Origin of the sequence: Dyella dinghuensis (assembly GCF_003977615.1) — a bacterium.
Lineage (GTDB): Bacteria > Pseudomonadota > Gammaproteobacteria > Xanthomonadales > Rhodanobacteraceae > Dyella_B > Dyella_B dinghuensis.
Genome location: NZ_RYZR01000002.1, coordinates 1214 through 16405, shown reverse-complemented (window position 1 = coordinate 16405; position 15192 = coordinate 1214). Strand labels below are relative to the sequence as shown.

Sequence of the window (15192 nt, the reverse complement as noted above, 5' to 3'; positions counted from 1 at the left end):
CTTATGGGATGCCACATGCGGCTAAGGCTTATGCGAATGGATCGTCCAGCACAATCGTGTCTTCACGGTCCGCGCCGGTCGCCACGAGGGCGAGATGGCAGCCGGAGAGTTCTTCGACGGCGCGCAGGTAGGCGCGTGCTGCCGGCGGCAGTTTGTTCCAGTCGCGGATACCGCAGGTGGATTCTTCCCAGCCCGGGAATTCGAGGTAGACGGGTTTGCATTCCGCCCAGCCGTCGGCATCGAGCGGCGCGAGTTCGCGGCGCTTGCCGCGGTATTCGTATGCGATGCAGACCTTGATGGTTTCCAGGCCGTCGAGCACGTCGAGCTTGGTGATGGCGAGGCCGTTGATGCCGTTGATCTGCACGGCGCGTTTCAGCGCAACCAGATCGATCCAGCCGCAACGGCGCGGACGACCGGTGCTGGCGCCGAATTCGTTGCCGACCTTGCGCAGGCGTTCACCCATTTCATCGTTGAGTTCGGTGGGGAACGGACCGCCGCCGACGCGCGTTGCGTAAGCTTTGCAGATGCCCAGCACGTAGTCGATATCACCCGCGCCGACACCGGTACCGGCGAGTGCGCCGCCGACGGTGGTGTTGCTGGATGTGACGTACGGATACGTGCCGTGATCGATATCGAGCAATGCACCCTGCGCACCTTCGAACAGGATGTTGCCGCCTTCCTTGCGCACGTCGTGCAGGATGGTGGCGACGTCGTCGACCATCGGGCGAATGAATTCGCCGTAGGCGAGTGCGTCGTCGAGCACCTTTTGATATTCGACCGGCTCGGCCTTCAACCACTGCGTGAGGATGAAGTTGTGGTATTCGACGGCGGTTTTGATCAGGCCGGGCAGTTCGTGCGGATACATCAGATCGGCGACGCGCACGCTGCGGCGCGCTACTTTGTCTTCATACGCCGGGCCGATGCCGCGGCCGGTGGTGCCGATGGCTTTGCCGCCGGCAGCGATTTCGCGCGCCTTATCGACGGCGATGTGGTACGGCATGATCAGCGGCGTTGCCGGACTGATTTTCAGTCGCGGACGCACGTTGACGCCTTGCGCTTCGAGCTCTTCGATTTCCTGCTTGAGCGCGGCGGGCGACAGCACGACGCCGTTACCGATGAGGCATAGCGCGTCGTCGCGCAGAATGCCCGATGGGATCAGGTGCAGCACGGTCTTCTTGCCCTTGATGACAAGGGTGTGGCCGGCGTTGTGACCACCCTGGAAGCGCGCGACGGCGCCTACGCGTTCGGTCAACAGGTCGACGATTTTGCCTTTGCCTTCGTCGCCCCACTGTGCGCCAAGAATTACGACTGACTTGCCCATGATATTTCTCGCTCTAAAGACGTTCCGATCGGCGGAACGGGGAAACTATCGCGCGCATTGGTTACCGCGCGGTGAAAAGTGTTAGTGCACAAACTGCAGCGTTAACAGACCCAGGCCGATAGCCGCCGCACCGAAGATGCGTATGGTGCGCGGGTCCAGCTTCTGAGCCTCGCGCATCATGTTTTGCCAACCTTTCGGCGCTGCGAAAAGCACAAGGCCTTCGATGACCAGCACAAGGCAAAGCGCAGCGTAGAAATCGCGCGGCATGGCGTCAGCGACGCCCCGCCGGCGCGGGTGAAGGATTGCCGAAGTAACGCAGGAATTCCGAATCGGGTTTCAGGATGATGGTGCCTCTGCCGTCGCCGAAGGCTTGCTTGTAAGCCTCCAAGCTGCGGTAGAAGTCGAAGAAATCCGGATCTTGCGAAGCGGCTTGCGCATAGACCTGCGCGGCCTGGGCATCGCCCTCGCCTTTCACGCGTTCGGCATCGCTTTCCGCATTGGCGCGAATGATCTGCGCCTGGCTGTCGGCATCGGCCTTGATCGCTTCGGCCTGCTGCTTGCCATCGGCACGAATGGTCGCGGCTTGCTGCTGACGTTCGGTCTGCATGCGCTTGTAGACGGCCGCTTTGATGTCATCCGGGAATTCGATACCGGTGATGCGCACGTCCACAATGGAAACGCCGAGCGTTTTTTGCGCTTGTGCGTTGGATTGCTGGATAGCGTTCGCGGTGAGATCGTTCTGTCCGCCACCCACCAGATCCTGCAAGGTGTGCGTATTGACGATATCGCGCAGCGTATTGCTGACGATGGGGCTGAGACGTTGTCCTGCTTGCAACTCTTCGCCGCCGGTTGCGCGGTAGTAGTCGGCCGCGTTATCGATGCGCCACTTTACGTAGTAATCGACGTTGATGCTTTGCTTGTCGGATGTTGCATAACGCTCCGGTGCACCGTCGTAGGCAAGGATGCGGTTGTCGAGCGTGAGCGCCTGTTGCACCAACGGCACCTTGGCGTGCAGACCCGCCTGCTTGTCGGTACGCAGAATTTTGCCGAACTGCGTGACAAGAACCGTTTGACCGTCGTCCACGGTGTAGAGGCTGTTGAGGCCAAGCAGGACGAGCAACACGATGATGATGGCAGCGGTGGTTTTCATGGCTGCTTTCCTTTGTCCGCATCATCGTTGGCGGGCGGTGCGATCGTTCCGACGCCCGGCAGGTTGGTAGCGGGCGTTTCGCGTTCGTTGGTGACGTTGATAACACTGCGGCCATCGGAACCGTCGATGACTTTGTTGTTGGTGCTGAGCACCTGCTCCATCGTTTCCAGCCACAAGCGGCGGCGCGTGACATCCGGCGCGGCTTTGTATTCCTTCAGGATCAGGTTGAAGCGTTCGACGTCGCCTTGCGCGTGGGCGATGCGCTCGGCTTTGTAAGCATCGGCCTGGGCGGAAAGACGCTTCGCATCGCCATTGGCGAGCGGAATTTCCTGGCTGGTGTTGGCGCGCGCCTGATCGATCGCACCCTGGCGATCCTGGCGTGCGGCGTTGACGTCATCGAAAGCGTCTTTCACTTCCTGCGGCGGCGTAATCGTCTGGAAGCTGACGTCGGTGACCTGCAAACCGCAGTTGTACGTATCGAGCGTGTGCTGCAGTTGATTGCGCACGGCCTGCTGAAGCGCCGTCAGTGTAGGCGCCACCGCGGCGTTGTCGCTTTGACCAGTGAGAATGGTGTCCATCTGTTGCGCACCGATCACGGTGCGCACGGCGGCCTGTGCGGCTTCGTTGAGCGTGCCGTCCGGGTCGCGCGTGTTGAACAGGTATTTCTGCGGATCGGTGACCTGGTATTGCACGTTGAAATCGACAGCGACGATGTCCTCGTCCTTGGTCAACATGCGAATCTGATCGGACAACGCACGCACGCGCGAGGTGGCGACGGGCGTGACCGCTTCGATCGGCGTCGGAAGCTTGAAGTGAAAGCCAGGGCCGACCGTGCGCGCATAGGCACCGAAGCGCTGCACCACGCCGACCTGCCCCGCACCGATGACGGCGTAGCTGGTCAGCAACACCCAGGCCAGGACGATGGCCCCGACGATGGTGAAGATGCCGCCCGGACCGCCAAGCCTGCCGATCCGCTTGAACGAATCCTTGAGTGCGGTCTCAATGCCCGATTTGCCACCGGAACTACGCTTGTTCTTGTTCCATGGATCGCGTTGCCCGTTTCCGGGTTCGTTCCAGGCCATGGTCAGTCTCCTTGAGGCCGCTGGGAGGCCGGCAACAACGGCCGGAAAACGCTCTGTGCAGAATGGGACATGGTGTCGGGTCGTTAGACGTGCAAGCGGCCGAAAAGGCATGGCCACAAACGGTCGCATTCTAACAGAGACGGTTGAGGTACGAGCGGTGGTGATAGCCCCTCTTCCCTTGGGACAGCGGTTGGAGTGAGGGTTCGGGCTTGCGTCAGCGTGTGGGGTTTCGCTACCGGTCGTACCCTCATCCGCCTGCCGGCACCTTCTCCCGGAGGGAGAAGGGTTCACAACAAGACGATTGAAGTACGAGCGGGTGTGGTTAGCCCCTCTCCCGGCGGGAGAGGGGTTGGGGTGAGGGTTCGGGGCTTGCGTCAGCGTGTGGGGTTTCGCTACCGGTCGTACCCTCATCCGCCTGCCGGCACCTTCTCCCGGAGGGAGAAGGGTCAGCATTTAGGGTTACTGGTCTAGCTGGGGAGCGTCGATGGCTGCGTCGGGGTTGCCGAGTAGATCGCGCAACAACTCGATGTCCGGGCCTTTGCCGCCGGTGAGCGGCGCCAGCACGCTGCGTGGTGCATCGATGCGCAAGCGCCAGCCGTATTCGTCCACCGCTTCGTCGGCAATGGCGCCTGCGGCGTGCAGTCGTGCATGCAGACGACCGGCTGACAAGGGCAAAAGCAGTTCGGAGCGAATGCGATCGCCGCCGAGTACTTCGCCGAGCGCATCACGCAACAGATCGAGCCCCTGCCCTGTGGCTGCGGAAATCCACACTTGCTGCGGCACGCCTTCCGCATCGCGCACGATGCGCGGCTCGCCACCGGCAAGGTCGATCTTGTTCATCACCTGCAGCTGCGGCACATCGCCTGCGCCGATTTCTTCCAGCACCTGATCGACCACGCGATGCAGGCGCTCACGTTCTTCGTCAGCTGCATCGCTGACGTGCAGCAACAGATCCGCATCGCGCGCTTCGGCTAGCGTGCCGCGGAACGCTGCGACGAGATCATGTGGAAGTTCGCGGATGAAGCCGACGGTGTCGGCAATCACGGCAGGGCCACAACTGAGATCGTCGAGCTTGCGCACGGTAGGATCGAGCGTGGCGAACAGTTGATCCGCCGCGTACACCTCACCCTGCGTGAGCTTGTTGAAGAGTGTGGATTTGCCGGCGTTGGTGTAACCCACCAAGGCCACACGCGGCACGGTATTGCGCAAACGCGCGCGACGTTGCTGCACGCGCTGCGTCTGCACTTTTTCCAACCGTTTGCTGAGCATTTTGACGCGCTCGGCAAGCAGGCGGCGGTCGGTTTCCAGCTGCGTTTCGCCGGGACCGCGGTTGCCGATGGCACCGCCGCGCTGTGCATCCAAGTGCGTCCAGCCGCGTACCAATCGCGTAGCGAGATGCTTGAGCTGCGCCAGCTCCACTTCCATCTTGCCTTCGTGGGAACGGGCGCGCTGCGCAAAGATGTCGAGGATCAACCCGGCGCGATCCACCACGCGGGTGCTCAGCATCTTCTCGAGGTTGCGTTCCTGCACCGGCGTGAGCAGATGGTCGACCAGCACCAGGTCCGCATCGAGTGCGCGCACGGCTTCGGCGACCTCTTCGGCTTTGCCGGTGCCGATGTAGTAACGGGGATTCGGTGATTCGATGCGCGCAGGAATCGTCGCCAGCACTTCTGCGCCAGCGGACTTCACCAGTTCGACGAATTCTTCCGCACGCTCTGCCGTATCGCCCTCACCGCGGGAATGCGGGAGGACTAATACGGCTCGTTCGCCTTTCTTTTGTCTATCAAACAGAGTGGATCAACCTTCGTCGGCCGACGCGTGCGCCTCGAGGTGGTTCTCATGGCCGTCATGGCCTTCATGACCGTTGCCGACACGCACGTTCCGGCTCGGGACCACTGTGGAGATGGCGTGCTTATAGACCATCTGGCTGACCTGGTTTCGAAGCAGCACGACAAACTGATCGAAGGATTCGATCGTGCCCTGCAGCTTGATACCGTTGACCAGGTAAATAGCGACCGGTACGCGCTCGCGGCGCAAAGCGTTCAGAAACGGATCTTGCAAGGATTGCCCTTTTGACATTGTTGTTCTCCCCCACGTGCCACGGATGGGCCGAAGAAATGTGGGGCCAAACGGCGCCCCGGCCCGAGTTCGCTTGAATGTTAACCGCTTTTAAATCGTGGTTGAAAGAGTTTTGTAAGTTATGACAAAGAGATAACAAAACTGGGTCACATCCTCGCTTAAGAATGGCCTCGAGGTTGTCATCCAAGAAATAGCCGGACGGCATCGGTGGCCCAGGCGGCCACAAGCGGACTCTCAGGGTCTAACGTGCGGGCGTCGAGCTCGCTTCGCAACCAGGTGATCTGCCGCTTGGCTAACTGCCGGGTGGCGAAAATGCCCCTGTTGCGTAGCTCGGAGGCATCATGGAGGCCTTCCAGGTGCTCCCAGGCCTGCCGGTAACCCACCGCCCGGATGGCGGGCAGGTCCGGCCGCAGGTCGCCGCGTTTGCGTAAGGCGGCTACTTCTTCGAGCAGGCCTTGGTGGAGCATGTCGTCAAAACGCCTCGCGATTCGGGCATGAAGAGGTGCCCGGTCCTTGGGAAGCAGGGCCAGCTTGAGCACTCGCCACGGGAAAGGTTCGCCCCGACCGCCCTGCTGCTGGGTACTCAGCGGCTGACCCGTCAGCTCGATCACTTCCAGGGCGCGCTGAATGCGCTGGGCATCGGCCGGTTTGATCCGCTCGGCGGCTGCATGATCGAGTTCCGCCAGACGCCGGTGCATGCCGTCCCAACCGATGCTGGCGGCCTCTTCAGCCAACTTTGCACGTATCTCGGTATCGGCTTCGGGAAGGCTCGAAAGCCCTCGTTGGAGCGCCCGAAAATAGAGCCCCGTACCCCCGACCAGCAACGGCACCTGGCCTGCCTGATGCACGCGTTGCATGGCCGCCTGCGCATCAGCGCTGAAATCGGCAGCCGAATAAGGTTGTGCGGGATCGCGAATGTCGATCAGCGCGTGCGGATAACGCGCCAGCGTTGCCGCGTCGGGCTTGGCACTGCCGATGTCCAAACCGCGATACACGAGCGCCGAATCGACGCTGATCAAGCCAAGCGGGAACTGCTCGCTCAAGGCGCAAGCCAGCGCGGTCTTGCCCGACGCGGTCGGGCCCATCAGAAAAATGGCGAGGGGTCGGCGATCAACGGGCATCGCCCATTCTAATCGGCACTCGAGCCGTGCACGCGTGTGCACTGGAACGCGCGTGACGCGTTCGATTGCAAAACCCTCCGTCAATGAGGGCACAATGATCGTTCAACCTCCTTTTGAAGTCCGCCTCATGTCGCTATCGAAATTTTCCGGCTCGTTGTTCCTGGTGCTTGCGGTGGGATCGCTTTCTTGCGGTAACGCGAAAGCCGCGACGCCACCCGCACCGGATTTCTCGGGCCTGTGGCAGCTCAACGACGCTCAAAGCGACGGCGCGGCGGACATCAACAAGCGCTATCACGCCGAAAAAAAGCACGAAGAGTCACCCTCGGCCCATTCCTCGAGCGACAACGGGTCAGCGCCGTCGACGGTGGGTGACCTGCTTGGCGGCCAGGGCGGTGGACACCACGGCGGCGGTGGTGGCGGTCATGGTGGCGGCAGCAATCATGACTATGAAGAAAGCCACAGCTTCGACAAGAACAAAGGGGCGAAGGATCCCACTCCGCCCCTATTCGCGGACGATGCACTGTTGAACATCCAGCAACGCACCGCCGACATGCAGGTGGATTTCAACAATACCGATCGACTCGATACGAAGTTCGACAACATCACGCGTCCGTCGCTCAACGGCACGGCACAAATACAGACCCAAGTCTCATCGGATGGTATGCATTTGACGATGCAGTTCAGCGACGGTAGCCGGCTGGAACAGGACTGGGCGAAATCGGCCGATGGCCAACATCTGACGGTCACGGAGACGTGGACGCCGGTGGATTTGAAACAACCCATCGTATTCAAGCGCGTCTACGATCAGCTGGGCGCCCAGTAACGGGCGTTGCGCCTTGATGCCGCAGTGCGTCAAGGCAGGGTAGCGGGCTGGCGATCTATAATTGCGGACTTGTCTTAAATTCCCCGCCCGTTTTTGGAAATCCCCCATGCCGCAAACGATGAAAGCCCTGGTCAAGCGCCATGCCGAGAAAGGCATCTGGATGGAAGAGGTGCCCGTACCGGAAGTTGGCCCGAACGAGGTGCTGATCAAACTGGAAAAGACCGCGATCTGCGGTACCGACCTGCATATCTACAAGTGGGACGAATGGTCCCAGCGCACCATCAAGCCCGGCCTGACCATCGGTCATGAATTCGTCGGCCGCATTGTGGAAATCGGCCCTGGCGTGACCGGCTACAAGATTGGCGACCGCGTTTCCGCCGAGGGCCATATCGTCTGCGGCCATTGCCGTAACTGTCGTGCAGGCCGCCAGCATCTGTGCCCGAACACCGTCGGTATCGGCGTGAACCGCAACGGTGCCTTCGCCGAATACATGACGATGCCCGCATCGAACCTGTGGCCGATTCCGGATCAGATTCCGTCGGAACTGGCGGCGTTCTTCGATCCCTACGGCAACGCTGCACATTGCGCGCTGGAATTCGATCTGATCGGCGAAGACGTGCTGATTACCGGCGCAGGCCCGATCGGCATCATCGCTGCAGGTATCGCCAAGCATGTCGGCGCACGTAACGTGGTTGTCACCGACGTCAACGATTACCGCCTGAAACTTGCCGCCGACATGGGCGCGACGCGTGTGGTGAACGTTGCCAATCAGTCGCTGAAAGATGTGATGAAGGACCTTCACATGGAAGGCTTCGACGTCGGTCTGGAAATGAGCGGCAATCCGCGTGCCTTCAACGACATGCTCGATTGCATGTACAACGGCGGCAAGATCGCGCTGCTGGGCATTCTGCCCAAGGGCGCAGGCATCGATTGGGATCGCGTGATCTTCAAGGGTCTCACGCTGCAAGGCATTTACGGCCGTCGCATGTACGAGACCTGGTACAAGATGACGCAAATGGTGCTGTCGGGCTTCCCGCTGCAGAAGGTGTTGACGCACCAGATTCATATCGACGATTTCCAGAAAGGCTTCGACCTGATGGATGCCGGCGTGTGCGGCAAGGTCGTTTGCTCCTGGCATTGATCGTTTGACCCCTCTTCCACGTTGAGGGTCTGACGGCGCCCTCTCCCACCGAGCGGGCGCCGCGCTTGAAATCGTTTCCCGGTGACGCGGTTCATGAACTGCGTCGCCAACACTGCGCAAATCCCTACGCTGCACGTTACACTCCCTGACAGGCGTGCCGACTTGAGTATTTGGCTTACGGATGTGCACGGCTAGCACTGCTGGGCACGGTCGGTCCGCGATGTCACGGGAGCATCGTGGTTATGGCAAACCAAAAATCGTCCCCTGGTTCCATGATCGAGGCTGGGCGCGAACGCGCGAAGGGCCTATATCGATCGCGCGGCCTGCGCATCACGGCGCTGGTCATTGTCATATTCCTGGTGCTTGTAGGCCTGTTCGGCTTCTTCATCGCGCCGTCGATCATCAAGAATCAGGCACAAACACGGCTCGGCGCCATGCTAGGCCGCCAGGTTTCCATCGGTGCCATTCACTTCAATCCGTACACCCTGCGGGTGGAAGTGGACAAGCTGCATATTGCCGATCGTGATGGCACATCGCCGTTCGTCGATGTGGACCAGTTGGTGGTGGATGCGTCGTGGGGTTCGGTTTTCCACATGGCGCCGGTGCTGGATCAGCTGCTGGTGCAAACGCCGCAGATACACATCGCGCGCACCGGACCACAGGAATTCAACTTCACCGATATCATCCAGCGCTTCAATGCGAAGCCTGCAGATCCGAATGCGTCGCCCGCGCGCTTTGCGTTATCCAACATCAGCGTGCACAACGGCGACATTACGTTCGACGACAAGGTGCAAAACACCGCGCATCGTATCTCGCAGCTGGAACTGGGCATTCCGTTCATCGCCAACCTGCCGCACGACGTCGATATCTTCGTGCAGCCGCTGCTCGCCATGCAGGTCGACGGCAGTCCGTTGCGTATTGAAGGTCAGACCAAACCGTTTGCAGATAGCCACGAGTCGACTATCGGTTTTACGCTGGATCATTTCGATCTGCCGCGCTATCTCGCGTACGTACCCGAGCCGCTTCCGGCACAAATTCCCAGCGGACAGTTGTCGGGTCATCTCGAACTGAATTTCATCGATACCAAGCCGACGCAGCAATTGATCCTCAAAGGTCAGTTGCAAGCAGACAACCTTGCGTTGACCGGACAGGACAATGGACAGCTGCTTGAGTTGGGACACGGCAGCGCAGCACTGGATGATGTCGAACCGCTGGTATCGCGTTATCACTTTGGCACGATCCAGATTAATCAAGCGACGCTGCATTACGCCAAGTTGCCGGGTGGCCGCACGAATTTCGATAGCTTGCTCGGCAAGGACAAACCACCGCCGAAGCCGGGGACGCCGCCCACCGATGCGCACATCGATACGCTCGGCCTGCAGAACAGTGCGCTTGAATACACCGACCTCACCAGCGACAAACCGGCGCGGTTGACGCTAGGCAGTCTCAACGGATCGATCCGCAATCTCTCCACTGTGTCTGCGCAACCGGGCACCATCGACCTCACGTCCGGCCTCAATGGCGGCAACCTGCACGCCACCGGCAACTTGTTCATGAGCACCAGTCGCTTCAATGGCGAAGTGACGATGAACAACGTGGCGCTCGACCCGTTGATGGGCATGGCGCCCTCCATGCTCAACGCACAAATCGCCAGCGGCACGCTCGATGGCGACATGCATCTGCAGGCCGATTGGAGCAAGACGATGGAGCTGACCATGGATGGCAGCAAACTCGTCGTGAATAATTTTGCGCTGGATCAGCACGGACACAAACCCGTGACATGGCAAGCGCTGACGACGGAGATCTCACATCTGGATCTCGGCAGCAGCGTCGCGCAGCTCAGTAACGTGACGATGGATGGCTTGAAGATCGACGCGCGCCGTCTGAAGGATGGAAGCATCGATCTCACGCGTTTGATGAAACCCTCGCCACCCAGTCACGGCAAAGCAGCGGCATCGCCGCCGTGGCATTGGAGCATTACGCATCTGGGTGTGGATGGAAGCACGTTCGGGTTCACAGATCCGACGCTGCCAAACAAGGACGGACATATCGTCATCAAAGCCGACAAATTCGGCCTCGACAATCTTTCCGACGATATGCACAAACCGATCAAACTGAATCTTGCCGGTGGCATCGGCCGCGGCAAATTCAATGTGGACGGAACGGTGAAGCCGCAACCTGCAGATGCGGATCTGCGTATTGTGGCAACACGTCTGGACGTAGCGCCCTTCGAGTCGCTGGTGAAGGTGCCGTTGAATGTTCGCGTCGACACCGCGCTGCTGAGCTTGAATGGACGCGCGCGTTACCGCGATCACAAGCCCGATCCGCTGGTGAACTATCAAGGCCGCGTCGTGCTCAGTCGTGTGCATGTGCTCGATAAGGTCACCAACGATGATTTTCTGCGCTGGAATTCGCTCTCGCTTACAAACATGAAGGTGCGCATGGGCGAAGGTGCGCCGCAGGTCGATATCGGCGGTATCGGGCTCGATGATTTCTACGCACGCGTGATCGTCAACGCGAACGGTCGTATCAATATCCAGGATGTGGTTTCCAATCCTGCCGAGGCGCCCGTTTCGGTGACGCGCGCACAGAATGGCCCTGCTCCGGCTGCTACCGCACCGCCACCGCCCAAGGAAGTCACGCGCGCTGCAGGTGGCGGCACGTCGACCACGGCTAACGTTGCCAGCGCCAGCACCACGGCAGCACCGCCCGCAGACATTCATATTGGCCAGATCGTGTTGTCCAACGGCAACCTCAATTACACGGACAACTTCATCAAACCCAATTACACCGCCAACATCACGCAACTGGCGGGCAAGATCGGTGCATTCGGCACCGCCACTACCGGCACGCCGGCTGACGTGACGCTGCAAGGTTCGATCGACAACAACTCACCGGTCAACATCACCGGCACGATCAATCCGCTTACACCGGTTGCGTTTCTGGACATCAAAGCAGGCGCGAACGATATCGAGCTGACGCATCTGTCGCCGTATTCGGGCAAATACGCGGGCTATCCCATCACCAAGGGACGCCTGACGATGGATGTGCATTACCAACTCGATCAGGGCAAGTTGAACGCCGACAATCACATCGTGCTGACACAGCTAACCTTTGGCGATCGCATCGAAGGGCCCGGTGTGAGTCATCTCCCGGTGAAACTCGCCGTTGCATTGTTGAAGGATTCCAACGGCAACATCGATATTCATGTGCCGGTGTCGGGCTCGCTCAACGATCCGCATTTCAGTCTGGGTGGTGTGATCTGGCAGGCCTTCGTCAATCTGATCAAGCGCGCAGTAACAGCCCCGTTCCGGTTGCTGGCTTCCGCGGTGGGTGGTGGCGGTAATCAGGATCTGGGCTATGTGGAATTTGCGCCCGGTTCGGACAAGCTGGATGCGCAAGCCAACGCGCGCTTGGTGCAGATTGTCGACATTCTCAATAAGAAGCCCGATCTGAAGCTGGACATCACTGGTCGTGTCGATCCGTCCGTCGATCAGGATGGCTTGCGCAAGGTAATGGTGGATGACCTGGTGCAAAAAGAGGAAGCCGACGACATCGGCACGGCTGCGGCCACCGCTGCACCGGTGAAACCGGGTACGGACGATTACAACAAGTATCTGGAAAAGGCGTACAAGCACGACAAGTTCAAGAAGCCGCGCGATCTCGTTGGCCTGGCGAAGTCGGAGCCGCCGGACACCATGATCAAACTCATGGAAGCCAACGTCGTGGTCGATCAGGATGCGCTGCGCCATCTTGCCGAGCGGCGTGCCGATGCGGTGCGCCAATACATGCATGGCAAGATCGACGATGGCCGCGTGTTCGTGCTGGCGCCCAAGCTTGACGCTCAGGGCATCGACGACAAGGGCAAGACAACGCGCGACGACTTCGGTTTGCACTAAGCCCCGCAAACGACCCGCCTGCAACGGCGGGCTCCGCCTTCCGAGAGTCATGGTTTCCCCCGGCGCCAGAAAGACCGACAATTGGCGCTTTCCCCATCTCGGCATGTCCCCATGAGCTACTCCGGCCAGGCGCGTTACGCCCAAGAACTCGAATCCATCCGCGAACAGGGCCTGTTCAAGGCCGAGCGCATCATCACCTCGCCGCAGTCCGCCGAGATCGAGCTGGAGGGAGGCCGCAGGGTTTTGAACTTCTGCGCGAACAATTACCTCGGCCTTGCCGATCATCCCGACGTGATCCAGGCGGCCAAGGATGCGCTGGATACGCATGGCTTCGGCATGGCGTCGGTGCGCTTCATCTGCGGCACGCAGGATCTGCACAAGCAGCTGGAAAAGAAGATCGCTGAATTCTTCGGCACGGAAGACACGATTCTCTATGCCGCCTGTTTCGACGCCAACGGTGGCTTGTACGAACCGTTGTTCGGTGAAGAAGATGCCGTGATTTCCGATGCGTTGAATCATGCATCGATCATCGATGGCATTCGTTTGTGCAAGGCCAAGCGTTTCCGTTACGCAAACTGCGATATGGCCGATCTGGAAGCGCAGTTGAAAGCCGCCGATGCAGCGGGCGCGCGCACCAAGCTGATCACCAGCGATGGCGCGTTCTCGATGGATGGATTTATCGCACCACTCGACAAGATCACTGCACTGGCCGCCAAGTACAACGCACTGGTGCACATCGACGAATGCCATTGCACAGGCTTCCTCGGCCCGCACGGCCGCGGTTCGGCCGAAGTGCATGGCGTGATGGACAAGATCGATATCTTTACCGGAACGCTCGGCAAGGCATTAGGCGGCGCCCTGGGCGGTTTCACGACCGGCCGCGCGGAAGTGATCGAGATGTTGCGTCAGCGCTCGCGTCCGTATCTGTTCTCGAACTCCTTGCCTCCGCACGTCGTCGCAGCGGCCATCAAGGTGTTCGACATGCTCGGCTCGGCAGGCGACTTGCGCGAGCGCGTGCAGGAAAACACGCGTTATTTCCGCGAGCAGATGACGAAGGCGGGTTTTGATATCAAGCCGGGCGTGCATCCGATCGTGCCGGTGATGGTGTACGACGCGAAGAAGGCGCAGGCGATGGCTGCCGGGCTGCTTGAGGAAGGCATTTACGTTACGGGTTTCTTCTACCCTGTCGTGCCGCAAGGTCAGGCGCGCATTCGTACGCAGATGAGCGCCGCACATACACGCGAACATCTGGATCGCGCGATTGCCGCGTTTACGAAAGTCGCACGATCGCTGGGCATTATTGCTGCCTGAACCTGTTGCCTCTCTCTTTGCGGGGGGAGGCCAGCTGGCGGCGTCAGTGCGTTTGCAAAGCCGCCACTTCTTCTTCGCTCAAATGCCGCCACTGACCCTTGGTGAGATTGCCGAGGGCCAGATTGCCGATGGCTACCCGAATCAATCGAAGTACACCGATGCCCTGGGCTTCCAGCAAGCGCCGGATATGCCGATTACGGCCTTCATCCAGAACCACTTCCAGCCACGCATTTTTCTCGCCGGAACGCAGTAGCGCTACGCGTTTTGCAGCGAGCGTTTCGTTTTTGTCTGCGATGCCTTGAATCATCCGATCCAGCAAGAGCTGGTCGGGAATCGTGTCGATTTGCACGTGGTAAGTCTTATCGACGTGGAAGCGTGGATCGGTGAGATGGGCCGCCCAAACGCTATCGTTGCTCAACAGCAACAAACCTTCGCTCGCTTTGTCCAGACGCCCTACAGGGCCAAGCCATGGCAGACCGGATGCCGCCAGCAATTCGTACACGGTATCGCGACCCTGTTCGTCTGCTGCGCTCACAACCACGCCACGTGGTTTGTTGATCGCGATGTACACCCGTTTGGCAGCGGATACAGCCTCGCCATCCAGGAAAATGCGTTGACGCTCGGGATCGGCAGGTCGTTCCGGATCCAGCACTACGCGGCCATCCACGCTTACCCTGCCCTCGCGCACGGCGCGCTCGGCCTGACTGCGTGAACACACGCCAAGCTTGCTGAGCACGCGTGCGAGACCGAAGCGTGCCTGATTGGACGACGAGTTACGTGGTGCGGGCATCGGCTTGCAAGCCTACTCGGGTTTTGCGCGGACAAAGAAAAAGCCCGGCGTGTGCCGGGCTTTTTCGTGTTGCTTGCCGTTCGATTACTGCTGAACCTGCAGTTCCGTACGACGGTTGCGAGCGCGACCTTCGGCGGTCTTGTTGGTGTCGATCGGGTCGTTCATGCCATGACCGATCGGACCTTCCAGACGGCTTGCGTCGATACCATGCGAGGTCAGGTAGTCGTACACGATCTTCGCACGACGCTCCGACAGGCCCTGGTTGTACGCCGGCGTACCCACGCCGTCGGTGTAACCAGCGACCGTCACATGCACCTGCGGGTAACGCTTCAGCGTGTCCACAGCCTGGTCGAGGATGGCCAGCGAGTCGCTGCTCGGCACTGCCAGCGTCGGCTCGATGTTGGTCTCGCCCTTCTTCGGACGGTCGAACTTGAAGTTGACGCCCTTCAGGTCGATCACAACCTTCTGCGGGCAG

13 protein-coding genes are annotated in these 15192 nt (G+C 60.1%); 4 read left to right on the top strand and 9 right to left on the bottom strand.

Annotated features, from left to right (window positions below):
* Positions 1–28: 28 nt before the first annotated feature.
* From EKH79_RS01195 to miaA, 7 genes are all read right to left on the bottom strand, one after another.
* The gene (locus EKH79_RS01195) at positions 29–1321 is read right to left on the bottom strand and encodes an adenylosuccinate synthase (protein WP_126671972.1); all 1293 of its coding nucleotides are present in this window, start codon (positions 1319–1321) and stop codon (positions 29–31) included.
* 81 nt (positions 1322–1402) lie between these two features.
* A complete protein-coding gene (locus EKH79_RS01190) occupies positions 1403–1588 on the bottom strand; it encodes a DUF2065 domain-containing protein (protein WP_126671971.1) in 186 nt (61 codons plus the stop codon).
* Positions 1589–1592: 4 nt separating this feature from the next.
* On the bottom strand, positions 1593–2471 hold the full coding sequence (hflC, locus tag EKH79_RS01185; RefSeq protein ID WP_126671970.1) for a protease modulator HflC: 879 nt from the start codon (positions 2469–2471) through the stop codon (positions 1593–1595).
* Positions 2468–3553, bottom strand: a complete 1086-nt coding sequence (gene hflK / locus EKH79_RS01180; protein WP_126671969.1) for an FtsH protease activity modulator HflK — start codon at positions 3551–3553, stop codon at positions 2468–2470. The genes hflC and hflK overlap by 4 nt, the downstream gene beginning before the upstream one ends.
* A gap of 459 nt (positions 3554–4012) precedes the next feature.
* A complete protein-coding gene (gene hflX / locus EKH79_RS01175; RefSeq protein WP_126671968.1) occupies positions 4013–5344 on the bottom strand; it encodes a ribosome rescue GTPase HflX in 1332 nt (443 codons plus the stop codon).
* A 6-nt stretch (positions 5345–5350) separates the two neighbouring features.
* A complete protein-coding gene (gene hfq, locus EKH79_RS01170; protein WP_126671967.1) occupies positions 5351–5632 on the bottom strand; it encodes an RNA chaperone Hfq in 282 nt (93 codons plus the stop codon).
* Positions 5633–5811: 179 nt separating this feature from the next.
* Positions 5812–6753, bottom strand: coding sequence for a tRNA (adenosine(37)-N6)-dimethylallyltransferase MiaA (gene miaA / locus EKH79_RS01165; RefSeq protein ID WP_126671966.1), 942 nt, complete (start codon positions 6751–6753; stop codon positions 5812–5814).
* 127 nt (positions 6754–6880) lie between these two features.
* Between miaA and EKH79_RS01160 the strand changes: the two genes are divergently transcribed.
* The 4 genes from EKH79_RS01160 (at position 6881) to kbl (ending at position 13927) form a co-directional block, all read left to right on the top strand.
* Positions 6881–7576 carry a hypothetical protein gene (locus tag EKH79_RS01160; RefSeq protein WP_126671965.1) on the top strand — a complete coding sequence of 232 codons (696 nt, stop codon included), beginning with the start codon at positions 6881–6883 and terminating at the stop codon, positions 7574–7576.
* Between the two features lie 106 nt (positions 7577–7682).
* Entirely contained in the window at positions 7683–8717 is a 1035-nt protein-coding gene (gene tdh / locus EKH79_RS01155; RefSeq protein WP_199754080.1) for an L-threonine 3-dehydrogenase, read from the top strand.
* Between the two features lie 242 nt (positions 8718–8959).
* The gene (locus EKH79_RS01150; RefSeq protein ID WP_126671964.1) at positions 8960–12616 is read left to right on the top strand and encodes a DUF748 domain-containing protein; all 3657 of its coding nucleotides are present in this window, start codon (positions 8960–8962) and stop codon (positions 12614–12616) included.
* A gap of 111 nt (positions 12617–12727) precedes the next feature.
* Positions 12728–13927, top strand: coding sequence for a glycine C-acetyltransferase (gene kbl / locus EKH79_RS01145; protein ID WP_126671963.1), 1200 nt, complete (start codon positions 12728–12730; stop codon positions 13925–13927).
* Positions 13928–13970: 43 nt separating this feature from the next.
* Here kbl and EKH79_RS01140 read toward each other — a convergent pair whose 3' ends face one another.
* Both EKH79_RS01140 and EKH79_RS19010 read right to left on the bottom strand, forming a co-directional pair.
* Positions 13971–14717 (bottom strand): pseudouridine synthase, encoded by a 747-nt coding sequence (locus tag EKH79_RS01140; RefSeq protein WP_126671962.1) that lies wholly within the window; start codon positions 14715–14717, stop codon positions 13971–13973.
* A gap of 84 nt (positions 14718–14801) precedes the next feature.
* On the bottom strand, positions 14802–15192 hold a 391-nt coding region (locus tag EKH79_RS19010), incomplete at its 5' end, for an OmpA family protein (RefSeq protein ID WP_233590125.1).

Coding starts and splice junctions, on each gene's coding strand:
- kbl (WP_126671963.1), top strand. CDS start 12,728: ATGAGCTACTCCGGCCAGGCGCGTTACGCCCAAGAACTCGAATCCATC.
- miaA (WP_126671966.1), bottom strand. CDS start 6,753: ATGCCCGTTGATCGCCGACCCCTCGCCATTTTTCTGATGGGCCCGACC.
- EKH79_RS01160 (WP_126671965.1), top strand. CDS start 6,881: ATGTCGCTATCGAAATTTTCCGGCTCGTTGTTCCTGGTGCTTGCGGTG.
- EKH79_RS01140 (WP_126671962.1), bottom strand. CDS start 14,717: ATGCCCGCACCACGTAACTCGTCGTCCAATCAGGCACGCTTCGGTCTC.
- tdh (WP_199754080.1), top strand. CDS start 7,683: ATGCCGCAAACGATGAAAGCCCTGGTCAAGCGCCATGCCGAGAAAGGC.
- EKH79_RS01150 (WP_126671964.1), top strand. CDS start 8,960: ATGGCAAACCAAAAATCGTCCCCTGGTTCCATGATCGAGGCTGGGCGC.
- EKH79_RS01190 (WP_126671971.1), bottom strand. CDS start 1,588: ATGCCGCGCGATTTCTACGCTGCGCTTTGCCTTGTGCTGGTCATCGAA.
- hflC (WP_126671970.1), bottom strand. CDS start 2,471: ATGAAAACCACCGCTGCCATCATCATCGTGTTGCTCGTCCTGCTTGGC.
- hflK (WP_126671969.1), bottom strand. CDS start 3,553: ATGGCCTGGAACGAACCCGGAAACGGGCAACGCGATCCATGGAACAAG.
- EKH79_RS01195 (WP_126671972.1), bottom strand. CDS start 1,321: ATGGGCAAGTCAGTCGTAATTCTTGGCGCACAGTGGGGCGACGAAGGC.
- hfq (WP_126671967.1), bottom strand. CDS start 5,632: ATGTCAAAAGGGCAATCCTTGCAAGATCCGTTTCTGAACGCTTTGCGC.